Source organism: Pradoshia sp. TA40_28, from assembly GCF_059694525.1.
Genome location: NZ_JCATZO010000007.1, coordinates 46,356 through 71,099 on the forward strand (window position 1 = coordinate 46,356; position 24,744 = coordinate 71,099).

29 protein-coding genes, 1 pseudogene and 2 riboswitches are annotated in these 24,744 nt (G+C 38.2%); of the genes and pseudogenes, 10 read left to right on the plus strand and 20 right to left on the minus strand.

The features are described 5' to 3' along the window. Positions 1-14: 14 nt before the first annotated feature. Complete coding sequence (locus AC58NB_RS10830) at positions 15-737, minus strand: hydrolase (protein ID WP_497426845.1); 723 nt, start codon at positions 735-737, stop codon at positions 15-17. Positions 738-1,002: 265 nt separating this feature from the next. Between AC58NB_RS10830 and AC58NB_RS10835 the strand changes: the two genes are divergently transcribed. Further along, on the plus strand, positions 1,003-1,194 hold the full coding sequence (locus AC58NB_RS10835) for a YjzD family protein (protein ID WP_497426846.1): 192 nt from the start codon (positions 1,003-1,005) through the stop codon (positions 1,192-1,194). A 25-nt stretch (positions 1,195-1,219) separates the two neighbouring features. Here AC58NB_RS10835 and AC58NB_RS10840 read toward each other — a convergent pair whose 3' ends face one another. From AC58NB_RS10840 to argC, 6 genes are read right to left on the minus strand one after another with little or no spacing between them, the layout of a single operon-like run. Then, positions 1,220-1,405, minus strand: coding sequence for a YjzC family protein (locus AC58NB_RS10840; RefSeq protein WP_497426847.1), 186 nt, complete (start codon positions 1,403-1,405; stop codon positions 1,220-1,222). A gap of 47 nt (positions 1,406-1,452) precedes the next feature. Continuing rightward, a complete protein-coding gene (gene argF, locus AC58NB_RS10845; RefSeq protein ID WP_497426848.1) occupies positions 1,453-2,415 on the minus strand; it encodes an ornithine carbamoyltransferase in 963 nt (320 codons plus the stop codon). Positions 2,416-2,474: 59 nt separating this feature from the next. Then, positions 2,475-3,638, minus strand: coding sequence for an acetylornithine transaminase (gene argD / locus AC58NB_RS10850; protein ID WP_497426849.1), 1,164 nt, complete (start codon positions 3,636-3,638; stop codon positions 2,475-2,477). After that, on the minus strand, positions 3,638-4,408 hold the full coding sequence (argB, locus tag AC58NB_RS10855; RefSeq protein WP_497426850.1) for an acetylglutamate kinase: 771 nt from the start codon (positions 4,406-4,408) through the stop codon (positions 3,638-3,640). The genes argD and argB overlap by 1 nt, the downstream gene beginning before the upstream one ends. Before the next feature lie 14 nt (positions 4,409-4,422). Then, a complete protein-coding gene (gene argJ / locus AC58NB_RS10860; protein WP_497427044.1) occupies positions 4,423-5,643 on the minus strand; it encodes a bifunctional ornithine acetyltransferase/N-acetylglutamate synthase in 1,221 nt (406 codons plus the stop codon). A gap of 30 nt (positions 5,644-5,673) precedes the next feature. Continuing rightward, positions 5,674-6,711, minus strand: a complete 1,038-nt coding sequence (gene argC / locus AC58NB_RS10865; RefSeq protein ID WP_497426851.1) for an N-acetyl-gamma-glutamyl-phosphate reductase — start codon at positions 6,709-6,711, stop codon at positions 5,674-5,676. Positions 6,712-7,232: 521 nt separating this feature from the next. Here argC and AC58NB_RS10870 point away from each other — a divergent pair. Next, positions 7,233-7,867 (plus strand): annotated as a pseudogene (locus tag AC58NB_RS10870) (pentapeptide repeat-containing protein). A gap of 390 nt (positions 7,868-8,257) precedes the next feature. Here AC58NB_RS10870 and AC58NB_RS10875 read toward each other — a convergent pair. The 9 genes from AC58NB_RS10875 to AC58NB_RS10915 form a co-directional block, all read right to left on the minus strand. Then, positions 8,258-8,458, minus strand: a complete 201-nt coding sequence (locus AC58NB_RS10875) for a twin-arginine translocase TatA/TatE family subunit (protein ID WP_497426852.1) — start codon at positions 8,456-8,458, stop codon at positions 8,258-8,260. Positions 8,459-8,601: 143 nt separating this feature from the next. Then, on the minus strand, positions 8,602-9,060 hold the full coding sequence (locus AC58NB_RS10880; protein ID WP_497427045.1) for a GNAT family N-acetyltransferase: 459 nt from the start codon (positions 9,058-9,060) through the stop codon (positions 8,602-8,604). A 193-nt stretch (positions 9,061-9,253) separates the two neighbouring features. Further along, positions 9,254-9,385, minus strand: coding sequence for a hypothetical protein (locus AC58NB_RS10885; RefSeq protein WP_497426853.1), 132 nt, complete (start codon positions 9,383-9,385; stop codon positions 9,254-9,256). A gap of 78 nt (positions 9,386-9,463) precedes the next feature. Next, positions 9,464-10,126, minus strand: a complete 663-nt coding sequence (thiE, locus tag AC58NB_RS10890) for a thiamine phosphate synthase (RefSeq protein ID WP_497426854.1) — start codon at positions 10,124-10,126, stop codon at positions 9,464-9,466. Beyond that, complete coding sequence (gene thiD / locus AC58NB_RS10895) at positions 10,105-10,920, minus strand: bifunctional hydroxymethylpyrimidine kinase/phosphomethylpyrimidine kinase (RefSeq protein WP_497426855.1); 816 nt, start codon at positions 10,918-10,920, stop codon at positions 10,105-10,107. Before thiD ends, thiE begins: the two co-directional genes overlap by 22 nt. Next, on the minus strand, positions 10,917-11,672 hold the full coding sequence (gene thiM / locus AC58NB_RS10900) for a hydroxyethylthiazole kinase (RefSeq protein WP_497426856.1): 756 nt from the start codon (positions 11,670-11,672) through the stop codon (positions 10,917-10,919). The genes thiD and thiM overlap by 4 nt, the downstream gene beginning before the upstream one ends. Positions 11,673-11,675: 3 nt before the next feature. Continuing rightward, the gene (locus AC58NB_RS10905) at positions 11,676-11,918 is read right to left on the minus strand and encodes a hypothetical protein (protein ID WP_497426857.1); all 243 of its coding nucleotides are present in this window, start codon (positions 11,916-11,918) and stop codon (positions 11,676-11,678) included. Between the two features lie 86 nt (positions 11,919-12,004). Further along, a riboswitch (TPP riboswitch) is annotated at positions 12,005-12,105 on the minus strand. Between the two features lie 67 nt (positions 12,106-12,172). Next, positions 12,173-12,272, minus strand: a riboswitch (TPP riboswitch). Between the two features lie 138 nt (positions 12,273-12,410). Then, entirely contained in the window at positions 12,411-12,719 is a 309-nt protein-coding gene (locus tag AC58NB_RS10910) for a metal-sulfur cluster assembly factor (RefSeq protein ID WP_497426858.1), read from the minus strand. A 71-nt stretch (positions 12,720-12,790) separates the two neighbouring features. Beyond that, positions 12,791-13,552 (minus strand): prolyl oligopeptidase family serine peptidase, encoded by a 762-nt coding sequence (locus AC58NB_RS10915; RefSeq protein ID WP_497426859.1) that lies wholly within the window; start codon positions 13,550-13,552, stop codon positions 12,791-12,793. 145 nt (positions 13,553-13,697) lie between these two features. On the opposite strand from AC58NB_RS10915, the gene AC58NB_RS10920 reads away from it, so the two are divergent. The 3 genes from AC58NB_RS10920 (at position 13,698) to AC58NB_RS10930 (ending at position 14,927) form a co-directional block, all read left to right on the plus strand. After that, positions 13,698-14,516, plus strand: a complete 819-nt coding sequence (locus AC58NB_RS10920; RefSeq protein ID WP_497426860.1) for a Cof-type HAD-IIB family hydrolase — start codon at positions 13,698-13,700, stop codon at positions 14,514-14,516. Positions 14,517-14,594: 78 nt separating this feature from the next. Then, a complete protein-coding gene (locus tag AC58NB_RS10925) occupies positions 14,595-14,732 on the plus strand; it encodes a competence protein (protein WP_497426861.1) in 138 nt (45 codons plus the stop codon). Beyond that, positions 14,733-14,927, plus strand: coding sequence for a DUF3813 domain-containing protein (locus AC58NB_RS10930; protein WP_497426862.1), 195 nt, complete (start codon positions 14,733-14,735; stop codon positions 14,925-14,927). A 38-nt stretch (positions 14,928-14,965) separates the two neighbouring features. On the opposite strand, the gene AC58NB_RS10935 is transcribed toward AC58NB_RS10930, so the two are convergent. Next, positions 14,966-15,808: a YitT family protein gene (locus AC58NB_RS10935; protein WP_497426863.1), complete on the minus strand. Its 843-nt coding sequence runs from the start codon at positions 15,806-15,808 to the stop codon at positions 14,966-14,968. 135 nt (positions 15,809-15,943) lie between these two features. On the opposite strand from AC58NB_RS10935, the gene AC58NB_RS10940 reads away from it, so the two are divergent. From AC58NB_RS10940 to AC58NB_RS10960, 5 genes are all read left to right on the plus strand, one after another. Continuing rightward, the gene (locus tag AC58NB_RS10940) at positions 15,944-16,801 is read left to right on the plus strand and encodes a DegV family protein (protein WP_497426864.1); all 858 of its coding nucleotides are present in this window, start codon (positions 15,944-15,946) and stop codon (positions 16,799-16,801) included. Between the two features lie 88 nt (positions 16,802-16,889). After that, positions 16,890-17,024, plus strand: a complete 135-nt coding sequence (locus AC58NB_RS10945; RefSeq protein ID WP_491076499.1) for a DUF3941 domain-containing protein — start codon at positions 16,890-16,892, stop codon at positions 17,022-17,024. A gap of 126 nt (positions 17,025-17,150) precedes the next feature. Next, positions 17,151-17,642 carry a YajQ family cyclic di-GMP-binding protein gene (locus AC58NB_RS10950; protein WP_497426865.1) on the plus strand — a complete coding sequence of 164 codons (492 nt, stop codon included), beginning with the start codon at positions 17,151-17,153 and terminating at the stop codon, positions 17,640-17,642. A 233-nt stretch (positions 17,643-17,875) separates the two neighbouring features. Next, complete coding sequence (locus tag AC58NB_RS10955; protein WP_497426866.1) at positions 17,876-18,748, plus strand: SDR family oxidoreductase; 873 nt, start codon at positions 17,876-17,878, stop codon at positions 18,746-18,748. A 243-nt stretch (positions 18,749-18,991) separates the two neighbouring features. Continuing rightward, positions 18,992-19,858 carry an SDR family oxidoreductase gene (locus AC58NB_RS10960; protein WP_497426867.1) on the plus strand — a complete coding sequence of 289 codons (867 nt, stop codon included), beginning with the start codon at positions 18,992-18,994 and terminating at the stop codon, positions 19,856-19,858. Between the two features lie 66 nt (positions 19,859-19,924). On the opposite strand, the gene AC58NB_RS10965 is transcribed toward AC58NB_RS10960, so the two are convergent. From AC58NB_RS10965 to AC58NB_RS10975, 3 genes are all read right to left on the minus strand, one after another. Beyond that, the gene (locus tag AC58NB_RS10965; RefSeq protein WP_497426868.1) at positions 19,925-20,956 is read right to left on the minus strand and encodes a LacI family DNA-binding transcriptional regulator; all 1,032 of its coding nucleotides are present in this window, start codon (positions 20,954-20,956) and stop codon (positions 19,925-19,927) included. Between the two features lie 30 nt (positions 20,957-20,986). Next, positions 20,987-22,654, minus strand: coding sequence for a glycoside hydrolase family 13 protein (locus AC58NB_RS10970; RefSeq protein WP_497426869.1), 1,668 nt, complete (start codon positions 22,652-22,654; stop codon positions 20,987-20,989). A gap of 79 nt (positions 22,655-22,733) precedes the next feature. Then, positions 22,734-24,266 (minus strand): alpha-amylase family glycosyl hydrolase, encoded by a 1,533-nt coding sequence (locus AC58NB_RS10975; protein ID WP_497426870.1) that lies wholly within the window; start codon positions 24,264-24,266, stop codon positions 22,734-22,736. Between the last annotated feature and the right edge of the window lie 478 nt (positions 24,267-24,744).

A 24,744-nucleotide genomic window follows, 5' to 3' on the forward strand; every position in this document is an offset into this window, starting at 1 on the left:
AGGGATATTCAGGTTTATAATTTTTTTTCATATTTTTTAAAGAAGGTACTAATTTGGTACGGAATAATATATCTTTTTTCTGCTGTAATATACTTGATCTCTGATAAAGGATGGTTGTTCAGGAAAGAATGGTATTTAATTGGCAAATGGCTGTCCAGCTTTTCAAGAATATGAACAACTAATATCGGTATATCCTCGCTTAATCTAATATCTTGTTTTTTCTCCATCCATTCCGCGAATGTATGATCATTCAAATGATAGGCCTCATATAATTCGTTCTTCATTTTTTTCAAGAACAGTTTATTAGCCTTTTCTTTCGCATAGCTCTGTTTTACGGATAATGTTGGGTTCATTAATACAACGGAGCGCACCTTTTCCTTTAATTTTCCACAAATTGTGTTTAATAATAATGCGCCGGTGCCTTCAGCAAGGATATGAATTCGTTCATTCACAATTTCCTGTCGGATGAAAAAAGCATATAATTCAACAGCCAAATCTGCTGCTTCCTCATTCCCCCAATGTGCATCGGATAAATAGGAACTAATTATCGTATACCCTTTATTCAATAAATATTCAATCATCTGTTTTTTACCGGGATGATCCAGCCAGAAATTCGCTTTTTCGCTTATATAGTGTTTATCCCCACCGAGTAACATAATCGCAAAACCACTTGGCTGCTCCGGGTAAAAAATGGTTGTCCATTCTTTATTAAGTTGAAACGTTTTATGATTGATCATAACTTTCCCCTCAAATAACCTTAGTCCATCTTAATGTATGTCGTTATAATTCAATATGTCCGGGCTTATTAACCCTCTTACTTCAGCAGATAGATTTATTCCTATATTTCGTATTCATAAACCCTTACCATTTAGGCTATGTTATGATAAAACCCAATGTTATAAAGCAGAAACCATTTTTTACTTAATTTATTTAAATTGTTTCCAGGGTTTTGTAATCTATGATAAAATAATAACGGATTGTAAATGAACGGGGTGAGAAAATATGAAATATATTTTGACATTTATATGGACATTTGCATTAACACATATGGTGGTCTATGTGACAAGTTCAATGGTTGAAGGCGGTAAATATGATTTCAATACGGCTTCCATACTTAGTGTGGTTATTACCTTATTGATTTTAGTCGTTTCAGCTATAATTCCCAATGATCCAGTACACGAATCCGGACATTAATTTTATTTCAAAAAAGGGCTGCTGATTAGCGGCCCTTTTTTGATACATATGTCCAATGACGATCATCATTGGTTGTTTCGGGAAAATACTCTCCTGCTTTTAATCTAATCTTCTTTGGGTTGACAACATTACTGCCAGTCTCCCCTATTTCAATATACTCTCCGTTATTCGGTGCCTTTTGGCCATGTTTAAAATGACGATTCTGTCCCAAAAAAATCCCTCCTTTTGATCTAGAATCCCCAATTCTTGTTCATCTTATTAGCTTGGATTAAGCAATAAATCAACCAAAAGCGCTTTCTGAGCATGTAAACGATTTCCAGCCTGTTTAATAACAATGGAATGGGCAGAATCGATAATGGAAGACGTGACCTCTTCACCACGATGGGCCGGCAAACAATGCATAAATAAATAATCCGGTTTGGCAACAGCTGCCAATTGCTCATTCACCTGAAACTCTTTAAAATCGTCCAGCCTCTTTTCATTTTCGGTTTCTTGACCCATACTGGTCCAAACATCACTATAAATGATATCCGCCTCGGAAACCGCAGCCTCAGGATGTTGAAACAATTCTATTTTCCCACCTGTAATAAGGGCCTCTGCCTTTGCTTTATCCACCAAATCAGAATTTGGCTCATAACCAGGCGGCGTTGCAATTGCGATATGCATTCCTGATTTAACGGCTGCCATCAATAATGAATTGGCAACATTATTTCCATCACCTACATAGGCAAGCTTAACCCCCTGAAGAGACCCCTTTTCTTCCTTAATCGTTAATAAATCGGCCAACGCCTGGCATGGATGTTCCAAATCGGTCAACCCATTAATAACCGGTACATTAGCGCTTGCTGCCAGGGTTTCCGCTCTTTCATGATCGGTAGTGCGGATCATAAGGGCGTCTACATATTCTGATAAAACTTTAGCTGTGTCAGCGATCGGTTCACCTCTCCCAAGCTGTGAATCATTAGCACTTAAAAAGATGGCATGGCCTCCAAGCTGGAGCATACCTGCTTCAAAAGAGACGCGTGTCCTCGTTGAATTTTTTTCAAAAATCATTCCTAATATTTTTCCTTTTAAGGGAGTATCCATATATCCCTTATTCATTCGCTCTTTTATCTCTTCTGCCAAAATCAGCAGATCAGCTAACTGCTCTGCAGAAATGTCCTCAATTGATAGAAAATCTTTTTGGCCGATTATTGGTTGAGTGCTATAAAGTAGTTTCATATGTGTATTCCTCTCACCTTCAATTTATTCAGCATACAGAATCAGGATAAAATACGGTTTTATGCCTTTGTCATCGATAGATTGACTTTGCATACTTCCTTCATAATTCCTAAAGCTACTAAAAGTTCATCCTTCGAAACAGTCAGAGGGGGAAGCAAACGAATAACATGTGAACCAGCCGGCAAAACAAGTAATTGGTGATCAAGCATTTGGCTGATATATGGAGCGGCCTCTTTATGTAATTCAATCCCAATCATCATTCCGTCTCCCCTAATTTCTTTTATAATCGGAAGATCCTCAGCCGCTTTTTTCAATTCATTTATGAACCATTCAGCCTTATGCCTGATTCCTGCTAAAAATTCCGGATCACTTATTTGCATTAAGACCGCTTTGCTCGCCGCCAATGATATGGGATTGCCACCAAAGGTAGAACCATGCACACCCTTGCCGAATGCTTCATTCAGTTCTTTTTTAGCAATCATGGCTCCTATCGGAAGACCATTGCCAAGTCCTTTGGCTGTGGTTACAATATCCGGCTTTATCCCTTGATACTTTAAATACGCATATGGATAGCCTGTTCTCCCATTTCCTGTTTGCACTTCATCTATAATCAGCAAGATATTAGTCCTATTGCATAATTGAGAAAGACTCTGGAGGAAAGCTTCTTCAATTGGGATAATACCGCCTTCTCCTTGAATGATTTCTACCATAATTGCCGCTGTATCTTCATCTACAGCGTCATGGACTGCCTCCATATCATTAAATGGAACGTATACAAAGCCTTCCAGCAAAGGTCCGAAACCCTCATGTATGCTGCTTTGCCCTGTAGCAGCCATAGCCCCAAATGTACGTCCATGAAAGGACTGTTGAAAGGTGATGATTTTTGTTTTACCCGTTGCTCTTCGGGCCAGCTTAAGTGCCGCTTCATTCGCTTCCGCACCGCTGTTGCAAAAGAATACACCCTCCAATCCGGTAAGTTCATTCAGCTTTTCCGCGACTTCTTCCTGTATTGGAAGCTGAAATAAATTAGAGGTATGCCAAAATAACTGTAGTTGATTCTCTATAGATTTTTTAACTTCTTCATTCTGATGACCAAGATTAACTACCCCAATGCCGGAAGTAAAATCAAGATACTTCTTCTCCCCCTCAGCTTCAATCCACGAACCTTCTGCTTTTATCGGGGTAATATCCCATTTTTTATAAACTGGTAATAGCGCAGACATTATATCACCCTCTCTTCAGCTCCAAGAAATGTACCCGACCACTTATTATTGGAGAAAAATCCGGATACACCGCTTGTAATTAATATTGTTGACGCACCGTGCCTTTTAGCAGTCAAAGCTGCCTGTACTTTCGGAATCATTCCTCCATATATCATGCCTTGATCAATCATTTCGGTAATCTCAGATTCCGTTATATGTCTAAGGATTTGATTGCCATTTTGTATTCCTTTAACATCCGTTATAAATATGCACATTTCAGCCTGCAAGGCCGCTGCGACTGCTCCTGCCGCGGAATCTGCATTCACATTAAGCTTTTTGCCTTCTCTAGACATTGAGATTGGGGTAAGCACAGGATACATTCCATTTGCTAATAGACTCTCCAAAAGATGGATGTTCACCTTTGTGATGGTCCCTACCTCCCCAAGCTCATCTTTATTAATATAATCTGCTTCTAAAATGAATCCATCTGACCCGTTTATACCGACTGTTTGAAATCCCCTGGATTGTAACTTATGCACTAGCTGCCTATTCGTCTTACCCGCAAGAACAAGCTCTGCTATCTCCAGAGTCTTAACGGACGTTTTCCTTAACCCCTTTTCAAATTGGACAGGAATCTCAAATTTCGCGAGCATATCATTGATATCAGGACCGCCTCCATGAACAAACACAAAGGAATATCCACACTTCTCTAATTCTGATAAGCTAGTAAAAAAATCATCGGTTAATTGATCAATAATACTGCCCCCACATTTGACAACGATTATCTTCATCAACACATCTCCCTTTATGTTCGATAGCTCGCATTAATTTTCACATAATCATACGTGAGGTCGCATCCCCATGCAGTTCCGGTACCAAGTCCATCTGTCAATTGAATATTGATTTGAACCTCATCACCAAGTAAATAATCACGCGCCTTTTCCTCATCAAAAAGAATCGGCTCACCAAAACGCAGAACTTCCACGGGTCCAAATGAAATACTTACCCGTTCCTGGTTAAAAGGAATATTGCTTCTCCCCATCGCTCCTACAATTCGTCCCCAATTGGCATCTGCACCATATACGGCGGTTTTCACTAAATTGGATCCAATTACAGTCTTGGCAAGGACCAGAGCTTCTTGATCTGTTTCGGCTCCGCTGACAAATACCTCGACAAGCTTAGTAGCTCCCTCGCCATCACGAGCAATTTGTTTAGCCAATGATTGAGAGACCTCTTTTAACAGATCGACAAAACGGCTCCACTGCGGATGCTCTTCTGTAAGCATTTGATTATTTGCCATTCCATTCGCCATGACAACGACCATGTCATTGGTTGATGTATCTCCATCTACTGTAATTTGATTAAATGATACATTCGTCACTTTTCTTAATACTCTTTGCAGGGCGTTTTTATCCACATTTGCATCCGTTGTAATAAAGCCAAGCATCGTAGCCATATTAGGATGTATCATGCCTGATCCCTTTGCGGCTCCACCCATTGTGACGATAACCCCATCGATTTCAGTTTGAAAAGCGCAACTCTTTGTCCTAGTGTCTGTTGTCAGAATGGCTTCTTCAAAATGCTCGGCTCCTGTTTCATCGTCCGTCAAATCCAGTTTGGCAATTCCTCCGCAAATTTTATCGATATCCAAGAATTCACCAATCACTCCAGTAGATGCCACAGCCACATAGGAGGGCGGTAAGTCTAATTTCTCCGCGACATGCGAACGCATAAGATAGGCATCCTTTAATCCACGACTCCCCGTACATGCATTGGCACAAGCACTGTTTACCACAATTGCCTGCAGTTTCCCCTCCATTTTTAAACTTTCTTTTGTTACAAGGATTGGAGCTGCCTGATACGCATTTAATGTATATACAGCCGCTGAATTCGCTGGAACAGTTGAATATAAAATAGCCAGGTCATTACGTGAGTATCGTAGACCTGCATGGATTCCTTCAGCCTGATACCCTTGCGGTGTAAGAATTCCTCCTTTTACTGCCTTGATGTCTTCATTCACTAGCATATTCATTAATATCTCCACTCCCTTTGTCTCTTATGGATAGACTGGATAGAAACCTAGCCCCTCTGTTTCTTCAAGTCCCAACATGATATTTGCATTCTGAATTGCCTGGCCAGCAGCTCCCTTAACTAGATTATCAATCACGGAAACCACTGTGACTCTGCCTGTTCTTTCATCTATTCGAAAACCGATATCACAAAAATTAGAGCCATACACTTCCTTTGTGGAAGAAAAGCTATTTTCACCACGATATCGGATAAAAAATTCATTTTGATAAGATCTAAGGAAAGCATTGTTGATATGTTCAGCTGTAACATCAGGCTTTACTTTTGCATGCATTGTTACCATTATTCCACGTGTCATAGGGGTAAGATGCGTAGTAAACATAATGGGAGCCATCGTAGAATCCCATTCTGATAATTGCTGCTCAATCTCAGGAATATGCTGATGCTGATGCACTTTATAGATTGATAGATTTTCATTTGCATGAGCAAAATGTGTCGAATCATTACTCTTTTTACCTGCTCCTGATACACCTGATTTTGCGTCAATAATAATGTCAGATGATTCAATTAATTCACTCGATAAAAGTGGTGCCAATCCTAACAAAGCAGCAGTAGGGTAACAACCCGGATTTGCAATCAAACGACTTTCACGAATCTTAGCTCTGTTCCATTCAGAGAGCCCATACACGCTTTTGTTCAATAAATGACCTGGTGCCGGTTCCCCTTTATACCACTTTTTATACATTTCGCTACTTTTCAACCTGAAATCTCCGGATAGATCTATAATTTTCATATCATATTCAGATAACTCCGGGATAAGCTTCTTTGATATACCGCTGGGCAAAGCTAAAAAAACAAGCTCACTTTGTTTTGCAATTAGCCCAGGATCTACTTCATTTAAAATATGTGGAATAAGTCCGAAATGTTGCCTATTCTCAGCATCAAGGCTATTTCCTGCACTTGACGATGAATATACAGCCGTTAAACGGAAAGTTGGATGATTCGAAAGTAACCGTATCAATTCCATTCCGCTATATCCTGTAGCCCCTACAACAGAGACATCCATGTTTCCACCCCGCTTATTGTTTGTATATTCTGTAATATCTATCTATTATAGTATGTATATTTATAAAATCAAATGTATTTTTATTTAAATTCTAAAAAATGGACTTTAGCCCAATCAATATCGGTAAAAATAATTAGCTTCCATGATTAAATGATATGGAAGGTAACGTAGGGGCCTTATTTACTTTTAAAATTGCCAAGTAATCATATACTCATTATTTGCTTGCCTGTTACTCAAGTAAAAAACCGCTATTCACCAAAATTATGATTAATCACCTACCATTTATGTATAGTTTTAATGATCTCTCCACCTTTATTTAAAACAAAATAAAAGTTACTCTAATTTGATCAGTAAGTGAAGGACCCTTATAGCTACGGACTTTACTATTTTGTATCCTACTTCGTGATATACTAAAGCCTCATTCTAAAAGGACAGTCTTTCATTCGATATATCAAAAGGATTCGTTAAAATGCTATATAATTATTTTAGATAAGAAATGAAGGTTAGAAAGTGGGAAGGTTATGAAAATTGATACACCAAAAATATCGTTAGCGTTAACCGAAAGGAACTTTTCTGATATTTTTCATGAGGAAGATCCCATATTAGAAATGTGTTTAATCTCCAACTCTGATTTTACAAATGAAGTTGTGGATCGAGCACGCCTATATAATTTAGTAATGGCTAATTGTCGGTTTTCTAATACAGATTTTAGTCATATTGAATTGGTAGATGTTCGTTTCGAAAATTGTGATTTATCCAATGTAAACTTAAGTAATGCTTCCATACATAGAGTAGAATTTATTAACTGCAAATTACTGGGATGTAATTTTCCGGAGTCCTCTATTCGTAATGTAAAATTCGAGAATTCGATATTAAACTTATCTACATTCGGATATTCAAAACTTGAAAAAGTAATATTCAATGAGGTTTCATTAGAAAATGCGGATTTTTATGACTGTAAACTTAAAAAAATAGAATTCAATTTATGTAACCTGAATGGAGCAAACTTTGAACAAACCTCATTAAAAGGGATCGATATCAGTTCGTCTAATTTTGACTCACTTATGATTTCCCTAAATGATTTAAACGGATGTAAAGTATCAACACACCAAGCTATTCAATTGCCTCCTTATTAGGATTAATTATTAAAGAATAACTTAGGAACTTGTTAAACCTTTCGTTAAAAAACCACAACTAATCTTCCTGTTCTGGTTAACACTATTTTCTGCAGAATGGGCTCGCTTTCCGCGGGCAAGCATCAAGCCTCCTCGCGCTCTGCGCTTCGGGGTCTTGATTAGCTTGTTCTTCCCGCAGGAGTCTCACCCATTCTGCAGAAAATAGGACAATGCTTGTATATGGACTTCCTCGGTATCAGATTGAAATTCTCTCTCCTTTAATCATTACTAAAGAAAACCATTGATAAGGGCTTTATGTATACGTAAGAAACCCTCATTTAATATCTAAAAAATAAAGAAGGAATTCAGTATATGGACTCTATAAAAGCCTTCTGAATTCCTTTTATCTACAATCAGAACTCCTTATAGAATTAAAGAGTTTTTGTTTTGTCCATTTCTATCTTTTCATTCTTTTTATCATCATCTTCAATCATACCTTTTGTTGCATTTTTAAACTCTTTTAATGTTTTTCCGAATGCTCTCCCTATTTCCGGAAGCTTTGATGGACCAAAAATCATTAATGCAAGCACTAAAATCAGAATAAGCCCTGGTATTCCAATATTTTGAAGCATATATATCTCTCCCATCCGAATATTAGTCTACTAATATTTAACAATCATACTCATAGTCATCCTAACATTCTCATCACTTAAAAACAATTATCTCTACTAGTATTCATTTACAAAATGACCTAATTCTGCAATCTCCAGTAAGACTATAGTTTTCTTTCCAAGCGAATCATATCCCTGCATAATATTCCGTTTTCATATATGGACTGAGGGTAATTCCTCGTAAAATAATCATGGTCGATCCCCATTATTCTAAAGCCAGCTTTTTGATACAAGGCAAGTTGATTGAGACTTGAGTTCCCAGTGCCAATTTCTGCAATGCGATATCCTTTAGAGACTGAAAAGGAACAGGCATATTCAATCAGGGTCTTCGCGTATCCTCTGCCCTGCCATTGTTCATGTATGGATAGATTCATAATTTCAACCCTGTCTGGTGTTTTCGGTATGATACAAATAATTCCTGCTACAATCTCATCCAGAAGAAATTCAAAAATATAGCCTGTTTTACAATACTTTTGTACTTGCTGCTTGGAAGGATCTGCTTTCAATAACAGCTCCCAGTGCTTTTCAGTAAGTTCTGTGCACCTGCTAATCTTTTCAATCATCACTTTTTCCATCTCCATTAATTAATCTATATATCTAATGCTCGTATGTTTGGATCATCTAAAGATAAACAAAATGTCTATCTAACCTTAACCCAACTCCTAATATTTTACTAAATATTAACAATCCAACTTCGCTCAAATGAAAAAAAGACGATACAGCTGTTTATAACAGCAATCGCCTTTTCATATGAAATTATTTGGTTACCTCATCATTATAAGCAATTAAGATAATATCCTTACCTAATTGCTCACTTAGTTCGTCCTGATACTCATTTAATTTCTTGATCTGATCTTCATTTAATTGTGCTACGTCATAACGATGCATAATGTCCCTCCTGTATGAGTAATGACAAAGAGAACTTCTCTTTCCTTGTTTATCATTCCCCTAGGCGTTGCATCCGTTTCACACTTTTTCACTTTTTGTCATCTCAAGCTTAAACAGGTCAACTGCTTTAGTTGGATGTTCACTTAAAGAAACGGCAGAAACAACGGCAATTCCATCTGCACCTGCTTCTAACACTTCGCGTGTATTGTCCGGTGTTATGCCGCCTATCCCTACAATCGGCAGTTCTGGATAAAGATCTGCCACTTCCCTTAAAAATCTGGTCCCGCTTGGTTTCTTGGCATCACTTTTTGAATTTGTAGGAAAGATAGGTCCAATTCCTACATAATCCGCTCCATATTTAATGGCTTCTTTCACTTCAGCCATAGTATGTACAGATACGCCAACCCATTTGTTCCCCATCATTTCCCTAACTTTTTGTACCGGTAGATCATCCTGTCCGATATGAATACCATCCGCATTAAGATGGATTGCTAATTCGAGATCATCATTTACGATAAACGGTACACCATATTGTCTACAAAGGCTCTGACAGTTTATTGCCAATTCCAGATATTTAGCCCCGGAGAGTGCTCCCTCACCCTTTTCCCGAAATTGAAAAGCAGTGATTCCCCCTATTAACGCTTCTTCAAGCACATCTAATGGATTGTTTAAGACATTTTGTGATCCCATTACAAAATAAATACGTAGGAGATTACGATTCAATTTAGAATCACCCCACATTTATCATACTGATTATAGGCAAAATGATTCGTCGGTCCATGCCCATGTCCCAATCGTAAATCATATTTGATTCCCATTTGGATGAATTTTTTCGCCTCTAAAATTGCTTCACGGGTCGAATATCCCTTTGCAAGAAAAGCTGTAATCGCAGCAGAAAAGGTACAACCTGTTCCATGTGTATTTTTTGTGTGTATTCTTTCCGTTTGCAAACTGAATGTCTCTCCACCCGCCAAGTAGACCGTATCCTCAGCAATATGTTGATGATCTATATGGCCGCCTTTTATGACCACGCATTCTGCTCCATAGCTCAAAATGATTCTTGCTGCCTTTTTCCTATCTTCTGCAGTTACGATGTCTATTCCACTCAGTACTTCCGCTTCCGGTATATTGGGTGTAATCATGCTAGAGATAGTAAATAACTTTGTGCGCAGGCTGTGTACCGCTTTTTCATGCAATAGACTCGCTCCGCCTTTTGCCACCATAACGGGGTCAATAATAAGTGGGATGTCGAGATCCTTTAGTACTTGATATACTTCCTCAATAATTTCCTCAGAATATAACATGCCTGTTTTAATGGCTGCTACATTAAAATCTTCAACAAGTACTTCAATTTGCTTCCGAACAAACAAGGGATCAACAGGATAGATTTCATGTACTCCGTTTGTATTCTGCGCTGTTAAGGACGTAATGGCTGATGTCCCAAATACTTTCAACTCCTGAAAAGTTTTTAAATCAGCCTGGATTCCTGCTCCACCGCCACTGTCAGAACCAGCAATCGTCATAACTACTTTCATATCAAGTCCTCCCCCCTGGATAACCGATTCAATTCATTTAAAATGACTGTTTGGAAGTCACCTATATAGTGAGATTGTTTACTGGCCAAACTGCCGACAAGTTTATATTCATGTAACAGTTCCTGCAAATGAACCAGATTTACCTCTTTGATTGTCAAGGCAGCAGCAGAAATTGCACTTAACAAGCAACCTGTACCGGTAATCTGTGTCATGTTGATATGGCCTCCTTCTACCATGGCGCATATTGACCCATCCGTTAAAACATCTTTCTCTCCAGATACAATCACAAAGCAGTTATATAGATTGGCGATTTTCTTTGATTCCTTTTCTATATCCATCTCACCTGATCCACCATCTACTCCCTTTTGTGTCCAGTCCACACAAGCAATGGTGGCAAGCTCCCCTGCATTGCAACGAATTAAAGTAAAATCAATTTCTTCCAAGAACTCCTGAACACTTTCTTTACGAAATGTACTCGCTCCCACACCTACCGGATCAAGTACGACTGGAATGCCATGGATATTTGCTGCCTTCCCCGCTGTCAGCATAGCTTCTTTTGTCCGTTTATTAAGTGTTCCAATATTGAGGAGTAAAGCATCTGCCCTCCTGACAATTTCCTCCATTTCATTTTCTTCATCAGCCATAATAGGAGCTGCACCAATTGCCAAAAGACCGTTTGCCTGTATAGGTGCTGCCACATAATTAGTCATACAATGAATAAGCGGCTTCCTTTTTCGAATTTGTTTAAACATTAGTTAACCCCTCCGAATTCCAATTTTGTTTAGGCAGTGCCTTTTTACAAAAAATCGCTCGTACAAATGGCTTTTTTGGAAAGGTTCTTTTAACTTATATTGCTTTTGTTCATCGGCATGCTGCACATAGCGGCTCAAATTCACAAACGGCAATGTCCTTTCGGCGAAATTTAGCATGAATGGATATTCGAATCTCCTTTGCCAACAAATACTCTTCTCTCTTTGTACTTCTTTGCAAAAATTCATTTTCAGCCCTCCATTTTTCTGGTGGACGTATGGAAAAAGACCCTTTAATAGTGTGAGTATTTCACATACTAAAAAAGGGTCTCATATCAACTGATGATATTGCTCCCTACGTCAGTATTAACTGTACAGGTTCAAAGGGTCAGGTTTTACCTTCTCAACTCAGAAATGAGTCCCCCCGCAATCAAAACTATTTAATTGGAAACAAAAAAAGCTCTTCTAAATACCTTGAAGAGCTTTTCGCACATATCGAATAGGCCTATGTACTAATTGCTCCCTACGCCAGTGTTAACTGACAGGTTCAAAGGGTCAGGTTTTACCTTCTCAACTCAGAAATGAGTCCCCCTGCAAATAATTTGATTATTTATACTTTAACAGAAAGAAAAGCTACTTTCAATCCAACTTTATGTTTGTTGCTGGATGTCGATTCAAGCTAAGTACCCTTCCGTAAAAAGAAGAGCTCATAAATAACTCTCTCTTTCGAAAAATTTCATCTTATTGAACGCCCAAAGCAATCTTTGCATAGCGGGACATACGATCTTTTGTCCATGCTGGTGTCCAAACGATGTCAACTTCTACATTTTTGACTTCTGGAAGTTCTTTCAGTGCATAACGGACCTGATCGACAATCGTTCCAGCTAATGGACAACCCATCGCTGTTAAAGTCATTTTCACTGTCACATCACCTTCTTCAGTCATGTTCACATCATAGACTAACCCCAGGTTCACTATATCAATACCCAATTCAGGGTCCAAAACTTCTTCCAACGCGCTCATAATGCTATCTTTCATATCTTGATCCATAGTAAATCTCCTTCCATCATATTCTTTCTTCAATCCTACCAAACTTTGAACAATCTGACCATTCTTAATCCTTATACAAGCTTTTCCTCTATCCAGTTAACAGCCTGTAGCAATCCTTTTCTTGTAACGGCATGTCCGGCGTTTTTTTCAGATATGTAAGTAATCATGCCAGATTCTACTTTTTCGTGGTGTTGATCAATAAATGCACGACCCCCTGCAATTGGTACAACCTGATCTTTTTCCCCATGCCAGAAGAAAAGTGGGCGATTCTTTAATTTCTCAGGTTGCAGGGATAAATCAAGTTCTTCAAGAGTACCGAATATTTTTAATTTCTCTTCTTCCGTAATTCCTAAATCAATCCCTTGTTTTTCAAATTCATTTACTTGATATTCCGCAAACTCTCTATAGGCTGGATTCCCCATCATGCTTACTCCAACACGAATCCAATCATATTGAGTTAATGCACCAAGCGTGGAAATCGCCCCCATTGACGTTCCGCCAAGACCTATACAATCATGGATGGCCAAACCATGTTCAGTGATAGATTTTTTTATCATATGCAGCTCTTTTATAGAGGTTATGACAATTTTCCAAAATGAACTTGATAAATTCTCTGTACCCCCATCCTCTCGTTCACCGTGTAAATAGGCCTCAGGCAAAAACACTCTGAATCCCTTTTCCGCCAAGAGGTAAGCATAGTGTAAATTATGTTCTTTCGCACTGGTGAATCCGTGAAGAAAGATAAACCCGGGAAGAGGTACATTATTCATATCCTGCTTTCCGACAATAAGCATTGGAATATGTTCTACATATACTTTTTCTATTTGTATCATTGTTATCCCCATTCTATATATATATTTTATAAACCAAACAATACCAATAACTCCTTATACTTGTTATGATATATAAATGAGGAATCTAAATGGAATTAATTAAACTTATAATTCTAAAATAAATTTTATTTAGAAGGAGAGCCCTATGACAGATAAACATTTAATTGTACTTGATTTGGATGGAACTTTGTTGAAAGATGATAAAACCATCTCTCCACGTACTAAAAACGTATTACAAACATTACAAAATAATGGCCATGAAGTTATGATAGCGACAGGCAGACCATACCGTTCCAGCGAACCATACTATCGTGAAATGCAATTTAAAACACCAATTGTGAATTTTAATGGCGCGTTTATCCATCATCCCCTCCATTCAGGCTGGGGCATGCATCATTCACCGCTTGATATTAAAGTGGCCAAAGAAATTGTGGAAGCTTTGAATAATTATCGTTATCACAATATTATCGCTGAGGTAAAGGATGATGTGTATTTCCATTATCATGATGAAAAATTAATTGATATTTTCCAACTTGGAAGCCCTAATGTGACTACCGGAGATCTTCGTCAATTTTTACAGACCTCTCCTACGTCCATGCTTATCCATTCTGACGAGGATGATGTTACCAATATCAGAAAGCACCTTTCCGATGTCCATGCTGAAGTCATTGATCACAGACGCTGGGCAGATCCATGGCATGTTATCGAAATCGTAAAAAGTGGGATGAGTAAAGCCGTTGGCGTTGATTTGGTTGCGAAAGATTTAGGGATCTCCAGAAAGAATATCATCGCATTTGGTGATGAAGATAATGATTTAGAAATGCTTGATTATGTTGGCACCGGCGTGGCCATGGGCAATGGTATCGAACAGCTGAAAACGGTCGCTAACCATATTACATTAACGAATGAAGAAGATGGAATTGCCGTCTTCCTTGAAGAAAAATTCAATATTAAGTCTGCATGACTAACATAATCTCTTGATGGTTAAGATAAAAATGACTCTCATTTCTAGAGTCACAACTTGAATGCGGGGGGTTATTCCATGGGAAAAAGGAATAAATCAAAGCGCTTTGTCCAAGACGGTAAGACTGCTGTATCCAAACATAGTGAGCGATTCCCATATCGCACAACTATGGCTGAGGCGGAAGCAGCACAGAATTCTACCTGTGGAGGTTTATAAATGCGTAATGAATTATTTAGCCGTGCTCAGAAAGCGGTAGAATTGGCGCAGACAAATGGCTCCAATCAGCAAGAATTAATCACCAAAGCACGGAATGAGCTTTCTTCTGCATTCGCTAACTCTACTCTGGCTGAGCAGGCTCAATTGCATACCATGCAGGATATACTTGATTCCCTTGAAAAGCATTCAAACTAATGAAAAAGAGCACAAGACTAAGGTCTTGTGCCCTTTTTTTAATCTTTACGGAAAGAACCGATAACACCGGTAGATTGAACGATATTCGTAAAGGCATGCGGGTCGACTTCTTGAATAATACTCTGCAAATCATAAAGTTCATAACGGCTGATTACAATCATCAGCATGTTTTTATCTTCACCAGTAAAGGCTCCGACAGCAGGGATCATCGTTATTCCGCGTACCAGCTTGGAATGAATAGCCTGTTTCAATTCATCAGCATGTCTCGTTACAATCATAGCCGTAACTTTAATATGTGTTGTATGAATCGCATCAATGACTCTTGTAGATACATATAAAGAAATTAATGTATAAAGTGCTTGTTCTTCTGAGTACATAAGTCCAGCAATGGCCACAATAGCTCCATTCAGCATTAAAAAGTAAATCCCAATTGGCTTATCATTAATCCTTGAAAGAATCATTGCCACAATATCCATACCACCCGTGGAAGCACCAAATCGTAAAGTGATTCCAACACCTGCGGCTCCAATTACACCACCGAACACAGCATTAAGGATAATATCATCCGAATACGACTGCACAGGTAAAATTTCTAAGAATAAGGACATTAGTAAAACAGCTAAAAAGCTGTACACCGTGAATGACCGCCCAACTTTAAACCAAGCAAGGATAGCAATCGGAATATTAAGAGCAAGTAATAATACCCCCGTTGATAAATTAATATTCGTAAACATGTCCAATGCTGCAGAAATAATTTGAGCTGTGCCCGTAAACCCACTCGCAAAAATGTTCGCAGGAATTAAGAAATAATTCATTGCGATTGCATTTAATAAAGCTCCAATCACAACAGCAAGTATTTTTTTTGTTTCATTCCAAACCAAATCTAGCTCCTCCTTAAGTTGACAACTACAAATAAATTCTCCATTATAAGATAGGTTGTGAACAATTTTTGTTTTCTAAAAAAGATTGTAGACTTATAATTAAACTAAGAAAATTTTAAAAAAGTAGGTGTCTATATGAGTGTACAAATTTTGGCTGATAGTGCAAGTGATTTGCCATTAGAATACTTCCAGGATAACAATATCATTCTTTTTCCATTAAAAGTACATCTTGATGACAAGGACTATGATGATCAAATCACCATCAAACCAAAAGTAGTCTACGATGCCATGCGTAAAGGAAAAGCACCTAAAACATCACAGGTGTCTCCACAAGATTTTTATGAAAAATTTGAACAGCTGGCAAAAAATAAACAATCCGGGCTTTATATCGCATTTTCTTCCGAATTAAGCGGTACCTACCAAACAGCGGTTATGATGAGAGACGAAGTTAAAGCTGAGTACCCAGATCTTCAATTGGAAATAATAGATAGTAAATGTGCCTCTTTAGGCTATGGCTTAGTCGTCATGGAAGCCGTACGCAAAGCTGCCAAGGGAGCCAGCATGGAAGAACTGAAAAAAACAGCACAGTTCACTGCTTCCCATATGGAACATTTATTTACCGTAGACAATGTGGAATACCTGGCTCGAGGCGGCCGAATTTCTAAAACTTCAGCCTTTATCGGCGGATTATTGAATATCAAACCACTGTTGAATGTTGAAGATGGTAAACTGGTTCCACTAGACAAATTTCGCGGCCGCAAAAAACTATTGCAAGCCGTAATTGAAACAATGAAAGAACGCGGCGACCAATTGGATAAACAAATAATTGGAATCAGCCATGGCGACGATATCGAAAAAGCGATGGAATTTAAGCAATTGATTGAGGAGAATTTCCAACCAAAATCTGTTTATATTTCATCTGTCGGTGCAACTGTTGGCGCTCATGCCGGCCCAGGTACCATTGCTATATTCTTCCTAAATAAATTATCCTGAGTCTGTATTCTGATGTATACATATTTTCCCCTACTTGCAACATACTAGACGTAGTCTCAGTAAATAAACTGCAAAGGGGATAGCACACATGGCATATCATACTTCAGATAACAATAAAAAAGCCAGAGATAACCAAGCAAAGCATGAATTAAAAAATATTCAGGAAGAGAAAAACCGAAAAGCCGGAAAAAAATCTTTTTCAAAAAAAACTGATCACTTATAAGTAAATCTCCATCTCACATCTTAACTGTGTATAAAGAGGATTTCAATTAAAATCCTCTTTTTTTTTACTTGTATTTGAACTTATATAGAGGTTTTTTTATAATTAGTATAAAAATGGAGGGATAATATGGCTAAAGAGAGCTCATTTGACGTAGTTTCAAAAATTGACCTATCTGAGGTATCTAACGCTGTTACGATGGCTGTGAAAGAAATTAAAACACGCTATGATTTTAAAGGAAGCAAAAGTGATATTCGTCTGGAAAATGAAGAACTAGTTCTTGTTTCTGACGATGATTATAAAATGGAGCAATTGAAGGATGTTTTGATTAGCAAACTGGTAAAACGTGGTGTTCCTATTAAAAACCTTGATTATGGAAAATTAGAGGGTGCTTCAGGCGGAACCGTTCGACAACGAGCTAAATTGGTTCAAGGCATAGACAAAGAAAATGCCAAGAAAATTAATGTTATTATCAAAAATACAGGCAATAAAGTGAAATCCCAAATACAGGATGACCAAATCCGCGTAACGGGAAAAAACAAAGATGATCTTCAGCAAGTTATTGCAGCAATTCGGGCAGCTGATCTTTCGATCGAAGTTCAATTTATCAACTTCCGCTAGTAGTTACATAGGATGTTTCAATCCATAAACCCCTTCCAAATATGGAAGGGGTTTCTTAGCTTTTTCAAACATATTGCAAATGGCAGTTGGCTCAACTGCCACTGGATCGCATATATATCCTAGGGTGAGTTTTCTCATTTATTTATCTTTCGTTTATTTCCCTTTCCCATGTTTCTTTTTCCATAAATGAGGAATAACAATAGGGAAACATTAATTGGAAAGGATGTTGTGAAATGAATGAAGATATAAAAATCGGTAAAGATGGTTTTCCCGAACAAGAACAAAGTACTCAACCGGGTGTCACAAACGAAATGAACCCACAGCCCAAAGAAGTGGATGAAAATTATAAAGGCAGTGGTAAACTAGAAGGGAAAGTAGCCCTTATTACAGGCGGAGACAGTGGAATTGGCCGTTCTGTTGCCCATTATTATGCTAAAGAAGGCGCCAATATTGCCATTGTGTATTTGAATGAACATGAAGACGCAAATAAAACGAAAGATTTAATTGAAAACGAAGGTGTACAATGCATGCTTTTAGCAGGAGATGTAGGTGACAGTGCGTTTTGTCGTGAAATCGTTGAGAAAGTGAAAAACGAATTCGGCAAAATTGATATATTGGTTAATAACGCAGCTGAACAGCATCCTCAAGAAAGCCTCCTTGATATTAGTGATGAACAATTGGAAAAAACATTTAGAACAAATATCTTCTCACAATTTTATTTAACGAAAGCTGTTCTTCCTCATTTGACTAAAGGAAGTGCTATCATCAATACTACATCGGTTACAGCCTATCAAGGTAACCCACAATTGATTGATTATTCATCAACAAAAGGGGCGATTGTTTCCTTTACACGTGCTCTTTCCAATAATATTGCCAGCAAAGGAATCCGTGTCAATGCCGTGGCGCCTGGACCTATTTGGACACCATTAATCCCGGCTACATTCGAGGCTGATAAAGTAGCTGAATTTGGCAAAAACGTTCCACTAGGTCGCGCTGGACAACCATCCGAACTAGCACCAACTTATGTTTATTTGGCTAGTGATGATTCCAGCTATGTCAGTGGACAAGTACTTCATGTAAATGGCGGCTCTGTTGTGAATGGATAAATCCATTCGCTATTTAAGATAATTTCCAAAGAGAAGGGTAACGTTCACTTAGAATGGTTACCCTTTTCTATTTTCAAAGGCTGGATGCAACCTACTTTGCCTCTCTTCCCCATAAATCCATATGATTCTCTCAAGTTGTTAAATAGACAATCTCTTTCCTCACTCGCTTTAGGAAAAATGTTTTGTTTCACCAAACTGTGGAAAAGTATACTCATAGATGAAAAATATAGGAGGTTTTTAGTTATGAGTGAAAGATTTAATAATGCACCAGGACAGGAACAAGAGGTACAACCAGGATTACAGCATGAAATGGATCCTGAACCAATTACCGTTTCATCTTCCTATAAAGGCAGTGGGAAATTAAAAAATAAAGTGGCCATTATCACTGGCGGTGACAGTGGAATCGGCCGATCTGTTGCAGTTTACTATGCCAAAGAAGGTGCCGATGTCGCTATTCTTTATATCGACAGAGAACAGGAAGATGCTGAAAAAACAAAAGAGCTTGTGGAAGCTGAAGGTCGCAAATGTTTGCTAATTACAGGCGATGTCGGTTCTGAGGAAGTTTGTATAAACGCTGTGGAAAAGACAGTGGAAACTTTCGGCAGACTCGATATTCTTGTTAATAATGCCGGGGAACAGCATGTTCAGAAGGAGTTTACTGACATTACAGCAGAACAATTAGAACGTACATTCCGAACAAATATATTTGGTTATTTTTACATGGCAAAAGCGGCAATGAAACACCTTCCAAAAGGCGGTAAAATTATTAACTCTGCCAGTGTTACAGCCTACCAGGGTAATCCATTGTTAATTGATTACTCATCAACAAAAGGTGCGATTGTTTCCTTTACACGTGCTCTTTCTAATAGTGTCGCTCCTAAAGGCATTTATGTAAATGCTGTCGCACCGGGTCCTATCTGGACCCCTCTAATTCCTGCTTCCTTCTCTGCAGAACAAATTGAGGAAAGCTGGGGACAAAATACTCCACTGGGACGTATAGGACAACCAGATGAATTGGCACCAACCTATGTTTATCTGGCTAGTGATGACTCCTCCTATGTATCCGGACAAACTTTACATGTGAATGGCGGTAGTGTCGTTAACGGATAAACACCAAGATATAACAAACGGTGAAGAAACCAGATTTCGTTTCTTCACCGTTTTCTTATAATCAAGTTATAAAGATCGTTCCTTTTTAGCTACTGAAGATCGGACAATTAATTGATGAGGAATAATCATGCGCATGCTTGGTCCCATGGGGTTCTTAATTTTCGATATCAACAATTTTACGGCCTGATAACCCAATGTTTCAATATCGATATCAACAGATGAGAGTGGAGGCTTGGACAATTGTGAGGTCAATATATTATTAAAGCTTACAACTGAGATATCCTCCGGAACCCGAATATCCATCTCATCCAGCATATTTAGGACACCAAGTGCCATAAAATCATCTGCCACAATCAAGGCTGAAGGCGGATTTTCGAGATTCATTAATTGCTTGACTGCTTCTTTCCCGCCTTCGAGCATGAAATCTTCATGAATTGCGTATTCCTTTAAAATAGATATGCCAGCTTCCTTCAACGCTTCCTCATACCCTCTCATCCGTTCAATCGTGACGACAAGATGAGCACTTCCCCCTATAAAGGCAATATCCTTATGGCCGTTCGTCAGTAAATACTCGGCCACATCTTTACCAGCCTGAAAATTATCATTATCTACATACGTTATACTGCTATCATGTATAGGAGGCTTTCCGATTACAACAAAAGGGTAATCCATTTTATAAAGATAGTTCAATACTTTATCGTCAATTTTGGAATAAAGTAAAATTACTCCGTCCACCCTGCCGCCATGTATCATTTTCTCAACTTCGTCAAATATCCCATCATCTGATATACCCGTTGTAATTTGCAAACCATACAAATCTTCATGGGCTGCCTGACTCAACCCTTTCATAACTGTGGAGAAAAACGGATTAAGAAATGACCCATCACCGGATTTTGGCATAACGATGCCTAATACCTCACTCGATTTGTTTGCCAAACTTCTTGCAATAAAATTTGGGTGATATCCGAGTTCCTCCATTGCTTCTCTGACTCTTCTTTTTGTCTTCTCACTTATTCGTGGATTGTTGGCAATGACTCTTGAAACGGTCGATGGTGCCACATTTGCCAATTTCGCTACATCTTTTATCGTTATCGCCATACAATTGTTCCTCATTTCCTACTCGAGCGTCTATTTGAAGAGATAGACTCTTGATTCATAAGATGATAAACGAATTTGTCCCTGTCCGTCCGCATCATCATTATGATTATTATAATTACTAAGGATAAGCTCCGCTGTCAACCCATCGAATACTGGAAGTTTAATAACCTGATGAGCCTCACTGAAATTATTGATAACCAATGCTAGTTGATCATCCGTATATCTCGAGTACATGAATACATTAGGATCTTCTTCCAAATAAAGCTTATACTCCCCATACACAAAGCACTCATACTCTTTTCGCAAACGAATCATTTTTTGATAAAAGGAGAGAATTGAACTTGAATCCTGGCGCTGATGCTTAACGTTAATCTTCTTATAATTTGGATTCACTTTCATCCAAGGAGTTCCACATGTAAATCCACTGTTTACCGAATCATCCCATTGCATTGGTGTTCTAGAATTATCACGTCCATTTTTCCAAATCACTTTCATGATATCAAGAGGGTCTCTCCCTTTTGCTGTTTCCAAATGAAAAAAATTCTTCATCCCTATATCATCGTAATCATCAATGGAAGAAAACGTTACATTTGTCATGCCAATTTCCTGTCCCTGATAAATAAAAGGGGTCCCCTGCATGAAGAAATACATGGCTCCAAGCATTTTAGCACTTTCTTTCCAATACTTCTGATCATTTCCGAGCGTTGATACCATACGTGGCTTATCATGATTTTCAAGGAATAACGCATTCCATCCCCTACCATGTAATCCGGTTTGCCATTTTGATAGGATTCTTTTTAATTCTACAAGATCGAGGTCAACTTTAGCTTCCTTTTCCCATAATTTCAGGTGCTCAAATTGAAACACCATATTAAAAGCACCATTTTTTTCTCCTACCCAGGGGTCTGCATCCTCTGCGCTTACCCCACTGGCTTCTCCAACAGTCATAATGTCATATTTTGAGAATGTATTTACTTTTAGCTCTTGAAGGAATTCATGAATCCCTTCCTGATTCGTGTACATCTTAAACCCTTTTATTCCGTTATCTTCTAACACTGGTGCATCTGGTAAACCAGCTTTCTTTTTAATATGGCTAATGGCATCAACACGGAATCCATCAATCCCTTTATCCAGCCACCAGTTAACCATATTATATAAAGCTTCCCTCATATCCTTGTTTTCCCAATTTAAATCCGGCTGCTTCGTTGCAAATACATGTAAATAGTATTGTCCACTTTCCACATCATATTCCCATGCACTGCCGGAGAAAATGCTCTCCCAATTATTCGGTGGTATACCCGGTTTTCCTTCACTCCAAATATACCAATCTCTTTTCGGCGAATCCACTGATGTCTTAGATTCTAAAAACCAAGGATGCTCATCACTTGTATGATTAATAACGAGATCCATAATGAGCTTCATCCCTCTTTTATGTACTTCCTCAAGTAATTCATCAAAATCGTCCATGGTACCAAACTCATCCATGATTGCTTGATAATCACTGATATCATATCCATTATCCGCGTTGGGTGATTGATAAATAGGGCAAATCCAAATAACATCTATGCCCAACTCGGTTAAATAATCCAGTTTACTGATGACCCCCCGCAAATCGCCAATTCCATCTTTATTGGAATCTTTAAAACTCTTTGGATAAATTTGATAACAAATTGCTTCCTTCCACCATTTCTTATTCAAACGCTTTCATCCCCACTTCTGCTCATCTATAATTTTATTTAAATAATGGAGAGATATAAATCCCTCCATTACAATTTAATTATTGTTGTTGTCTGCCTTTTTTCCAAGCCAGATAAAGAAATCCAAGAAATGCGATAATAACGAAAACAATAACAGCCAAGTAAATAAAATTCACGCCGCTTTTTTCTGCTGCCAAATAGACTTCTGATGTTTCACGATCTAACGTGATCGAGTAAGTATCATTGCTTTTTCTTACCATATCTCCGTTAAGCCTGCCACGTAACTCTTCATTGGATGCAAGCGCAGTTGGATTAAGCTGAATCGTTTTCGTTTTCGAGCTATTATTAATCGCCACAATCATCATTTGGTCTTTATATTCTCTTTTATAGACGGCCATTCCATCTTGCTCATCCAGAAGCTCAAGTGTACCTTTTCTCAGTGCCGGATATTGTTTACGCAAGTCAGATATCTTACCGATATACTCAATTAGGTCCTTATCTGTTCTAAAATCCATCATCCGGCGATTATCGGGTACCTCGTTGCCATTCAAGGCTATTTCAGAGCCGTAATACACCATTGGAATGCCAGGTGTTGTGTACATATAGGTCATTAGCAATTCCCATCTTGTGCCCGGAAATTGATTATTATCTTCAAGTGATTTTGTGAATCTCGGTATCATTTCATTATCAACCATGATACCCAACTGATGAGACTGACTCAACGATTTCATTCGTTCATTCCAGATAGAGAATAATGAATCCATCTGCTGATCCGGTTTAGCAAATACATTTCTCAATGCGTTCATTTGTTGATCATCTATTAATCCGGAAATACCTGATTCCGCAATAGCAACCAAATCAGATTCATTTTCAATCGTTCCATTACCATGCAGGAAGAAATCATTCTTTACTGATTTCATTTCCTTACTGAAGGTTTTCCAAAATTCAACAGACACGTACTGAATATCATTTAATCGATAACCATCAATATTGGTTTCTGATACCCACCACTTGGCAGAATCTATCAAGTAGTCAGCAACCTCAGGATTTTCCTGTGCCAAATCAGGCAATCCATCTATCCAACCAGTCTGCATGTCTTCCTGTTGGCTACCTGACGCCAGTTTATTCTTATCGTGGAACCATTCTTTCTTTACTGGATCCCTAAGCCAAGGATGATCCGGTCCGACATGATTGGCATTAAAATCTATGATAATTTTCATATCACGTTTATGGATTTCTGTTACCAGCTGTTTAAATTCCTTTAATGTTCCATAATTCTCATTAATCTTCTTATAATCCAGAGCCCAATTCCCATGGTAGCCCGATTCTGTGTTCTCAACAATTGGATTCAATGCGATTGTGGTAAAACCCATTTCCTGTAAATAATCCAATTTTTGTAGAATACCGGCAAAATCTCCGCCCTGGTATGTATTTAAATTATCTGTGTCTACACTAAAATCATTTTTCGTATCCCCATTATAAAACCTGTCCACCATGATAAAGTAGATGGACTCATCCCGCCACTCTCTTTCTGCTTTTTCATCCGCAGATACAGGAATTGCGGAAAGCAGGATTAATGGCATTAGCAAAATAACCATTACCTTTTTCAACATAAGCTGTCCCCCTTATTTCTCCCATAAATAACCTTATCCCTTTGTACAGCCAGACGTCAATCCAGAAACAAAGTATTTTTGAAGAATAGGAAAAAGAGTCGAGATTGGTAGACAAATTAGCCAAAACCTATTGCCTACCTGGTAAATTCAGCACCAAATCTCCCGCCAATCGTTCATACAAACTACCTGCCAGCGTATACTGGTCAATTGGCTGCCAAGTTCAAAATTATATACAAATAGAATAGGTCTACCTTTTTTCAGTGATATTGTGAAAAAGCATAGACGTCGTAAAAGAAAATGGAATTTCTCTTTATTTACACCATATCCTTCTAAAATAATAAATTTAGGATCCGTTTATTATGTTAGTTTGGTCCCTATTTTGGGTAGAAATACAATGTTATAATCTGAAATTTTAGAGATTGATATCTTGTTTTGACCTGATATAGTTAAAACAAAGGATAGCGCAAACGTTTGCATT

Excerpts from the sequence above, each read along its gene's own strand:
- AC58NB_RS10930 (WP_497426862.1), top strand. The coding sequence starts at position 14,733 with ATGCGTAATGAATTATTTAGCCGTGCTCAGAAAGCGGTAGAATTGGCG.
- AC58NB_RS10955 (WP_497426866.1), top strand. The coding sequence starts at position 17,876 with ATGAATGAAGATATAAAAATCGGTAAAGATGGTTTTCCCGAACAAGAA.
- argF (WP_497426848.1), bottom strand. The coding sequence starts at position 2,415 with ATGAAACTACTTTATAGCACTCAACCAATAATCGGCCAAAAAGATTTT.
- AC58NB_RS10965 (WP_497426868.1), bottom strand. The coding sequence starts at position 20,956 with ATGGCGATAACGATAAAAGATGTAGCGAAATTGGCAAATGTGGCACCA.
- AC58NB_RS10975 (WP_497426870.1), bottom strand. The coding sequence starts at position 24,266 with ATGTTGAAAAAGGTAATGGTTATTTTGCTAATGCCATTAATCCTGCTT.
- AC58NB_RS10945 (WP_491076499.1), top strand. The coding sequence starts at position 16,890 with ATGGCATATCATACTTCAGATAACAATAAAAAAGCCAGAGATAACCAA.
- AC58NB_RS10835 (WP_497426846.1), top strand. The coding sequence starts at position 1,003 with ATGAAATATATTTTGACATTTATATGGACATTTGCATTAACACATATG.
- AC58NB_RS10905 (WP_497426857.1), bottom strand. The coding sequence starts at position 11,918 with ATGAATTTTTGCAAAGAAGTACAAAGAGAGAAGAGTATTTGTTGGCAA.
- AC58NB_RS10960 (WP_497426867.1), top strand. The coding sequence starts at position 18,992 with ATGAGTGAAAGATTTAATAATGCACCAGGACAGGAACAAGAGGTACAA.
- argJ (WP_497427044.1), bottom strand. The coding sequence starts at position 5,643 with ATGCTAGTGAATGAAGACATCAAGGCAGTAAAAGGAGGAATTCTTACA.
- AC58NB_RS10910 (WP_497426858.1), bottom strand. The coding sequence starts at position 12,719 with ATGGATCAAGATATGAAAGATAGCATTATGAGCGCGTTGGAAGAAGTT.
- AC58NB_RS10830 (WP_497426845.1), bottom strand. The coding sequence starts at position 737 with ATGATCAATCATAAAACGTTTCAACTTAATAAAGAATGGACAACCATT.
- thiM (WP_497426856.1), bottom strand. The coding sequence starts at position 11,672 with ATGTTTAAACAAATTCGAAAAAGGAAGCCGCTTATTCATTGTATGACT.
- thiE (WP_497426854.1), bottom strand. The coding sequence starts at position 10,126 with ATGTGGGGTGATTCTAAATTGAATCGTAATCTCCTACGTATTTATTTT.
- argB (WP_497426850.1), bottom strand. The coding sequence starts at position 4,408 with ATGAAGATAATCGTTGTCAAATGTGGGGGCAGTATTATTGATCAATTA.
- AC58NB_RS10885 (WP_497426853.1), bottom strand. The coding sequence starts at position 9,385 with ATGCATCGTTATGACGTAGCACAATTAAATGAAGATCAGATCAAGAAA.
- argC (WP_497426851.1), bottom strand. The coding sequence starts at position 6,711 with ATGGATGTCTCTGTTGTAGGGGCTACAGGATATAGCGGAATGGAATTG.
- AC58NB_RS10940 (WP_497426864.1), top strand. The coding sequence starts at position 15,944 with ATGAGTGTACAAATTTTGGCTGATAGTGCAAGTGATTTGCCATTAGAA.
- argD (WP_497426849.1), bottom strand. The coding sequence starts at position 3,638 with ATGTCTGCGCTATTACCAGTTTATAAAAAATGGGATATTACCCCGATA.
- AC58NB_RS10925 (WP_497426861.1), top strand. The coding sequence starts at position 14,595 with ATGGGAAAAAGGAATAAATCAAAGCGCTTTGTCCAAGACGGTAAGACT.
- AC58NB_RS10920 (WP_497426860.1), top strand. The coding sequence starts at position 13,698 with ATGACAGATAAACATTTAATTGTACTTGATTTGGATGGAACTTTGTTG.
- AC58NB_RS10875 (WP_497426852.1), bottom strand. The coding sequence starts at position 8,458 with ATGCTTCAAAATATTGGAATACCAGGGCTTATTCTGATTTTAGTGCTT.
- AC58NB_RS10915 (WP_497426859.1), bottom strand. The coding sequence starts at position 13,552 with ATGATACAAATAGAAAAAGTATATGTAGAACATATTCCAATGCTTATT.
- thiD (WP_497426855.1), bottom strand. The coding sequence starts at position 10,920 with ATGAAAGTAGTTATGACGATTGCTGGTTCTGACAGTGGCGGTGGAGCA.
- AC58NB_RS10950 (WP_497426865.1), top strand. The coding sequence starts at position 17,151 with ATGGCTAAAGAGAGCTCATTTGACGTAGTTTCAAAAATTGACCTATCT.
- AC58NB_RS10880 (WP_497427045.1), bottom strand. The coding sequence starts at position 9,060 with ATGATTGAAAAGATTAGCAGGTGCACAGAACTTACTGAAAAGCACTGG.